Consider the following 1,834-nt stretch of genomic DNA (forward strand, 5'->3'; position numbering starts at 1 on the left):
AAAAAAAGAATACAGACTATTATTAACAAGTTAAGAATGGTCAGCGATTCAAACAACACATTTTACAATGGAGAGTTTGATCCTGGCTCAGGATGAACGCTAGCGGCAGGCCTAATACATGCAAGTCGAACGATAGTGAGAAGCTTGCTTCTCACAAAAGTGGCGCACGGGTGCGTAACGCGTATGCAACCTACCTCAATCAGGGGGATAGCCCGAAGAAATTCGGATTAACACCGCATAAAAACACAGTACAGCATTGTACAATGTTCAAATATTTATAGGATTGAGATGGGCATGCGTGTCATTAGCTAGTTGGCGGGGTAACGGCCCACCAAGGCGACGATGACTAGGGGATCTGAGAGGATGGCCCCCCACACTGGTACTGAGACACGGACCAGACTCCTACGGGAGGCAGCAGTAAGGAATATTGGTCAATGGAGGCAACTCTGAACCAGCCATGCCGCGTGCAGGAAGACAGCCCTCTGGGTCGTAAACTGCTTTTATTCGGGAATAAACCTATCTACGTGTAGATAGCTGAATGTACCGAAGGAATAAGGATCGGCTAACTCCGTGCCAGCAGCCGCGGTAATACGGAGGATCCAAGCGTTATCCGGATTTATTGGGTTTAAAGGGTGCGTAGGCGGCTTATTAAGTCAGGGGTGAAAGACGGTGGCTCAACCATCGCAGTGCCCTTGATACTGATGAGCTTGAATGAACTAGAGGTAGGCGGAATGTGACAAGTAGCGGTGAAATGCATAGATATGTCACAGAACACCGATTGCGAAGGCAGCTTACTATGGTTTTATTGACGCTGAGGCACGAAAGCGTGGGGATCAAACAGGATTAGATACCCTGGTAGTCCACGCCCTAAACGATGAATACTCGCTGTTAGCGATATACAGTTAGCGGCTAAGCGAAAGCGTTAAGTATTCCACCTGGGGAGTACGCCCGCAAGGGTGAAACTCAAAGGAATTGACGGGGGCCCGCACAAGCGGAGGAGCATGTGGTTTAATTCGATGATACGCGAGGAACCTTACCCGGGCTTGAAAGTTAGTGAATCATTTAGAGATAGATGAGTGAGCAATCACACGAAACTAGGTGCTGCATGGCTGTCGTCAGCTCGTGCCGTGAGGTGTTGGGTTAAGTCCCGCAACGAGCGCAACCCCTATGTTTAGTTGCCAGCACGTTAAGGTGGGGACTCTAAACAGACTGCCTGTGCAAACAGAGAGGAAGGAGGGGACGACGTCAAGTCATCATGGCCCTTACGTCCGGGGCTACACACGTGCTACAATGGATGGTACAGAGGGCAGCAAGCTGGTAACAGCAAGCCAATCTCAAAAAGCCATTCACAGTTCGGATAGAGGTCTGCAACTCGACCTCTTGAAGTTGGATTCGCTAGTAATCGCGTATCAGCAATGACGCGGTGAATACGTTCCCGGGCCTTGTACACACCGCCCGTCAAGCCATGGAAGTTGGGGGTACCTAAAGTATGTAACCGCAAGGAGCGTCCTAGGGTAAAACCGATAACTGGGGCTAAGTCGTAACAAGGTAGCCGTACCGGAAGGTGCGGCTGGAATACCTCCTTTCTGGAGTAGACTAGACTACTCGCTACGTAAATGATATAAATGACAATAAAATCTCAAAAGAAAAACCCATAGGATGAAACATCACATAGTGTTTCAACTAAGCTAAGGATTATATGAGGCAAGAAGGATTGTGAATGAGACACCTCAGAACAATACCACAGCTGAATAAGATAGTCCCGTAGCTCAGTTGGTTAGAGCACTACACTGATAATGTAGGGGTCAGCAGTTCAAATCTGCTCGGGACTACA

Annotated in this window: 1 tRNA gene and 1 rRNA gene; both read left to right on the top strand. The window is 48.6% G+C overall.

What is annotated here, in order from left to right:
- Nucleotides 1-64: 64 nt before the first annotated feature.
- A 16S ribosomal RNA gene (locus tag J1905_RS23460) occupies nt 65-1,586 on the top strand.
- Nucleotides 1,587-1,758: 172 nt separating this feature from the next.
- Nucleotides 1,759-1,832: transfer RNA gene (locus J1905_RS23465), tRNA-Ile, on the top strand.
- The last annotated feature ends 2 nt before the right edge of the window (nt 1,833-1,834 follow it).

Origin of the sequence: Pedobacter sp. B4-66 (assembly GCF_018492665.1) — a bacterium.
Classification (GTDB): domain Bacteria; phylum Bacteroidota; class Bacteroidia; order Sphingobacteriales; family Sphingobacteriaceae; genus Pedobacter.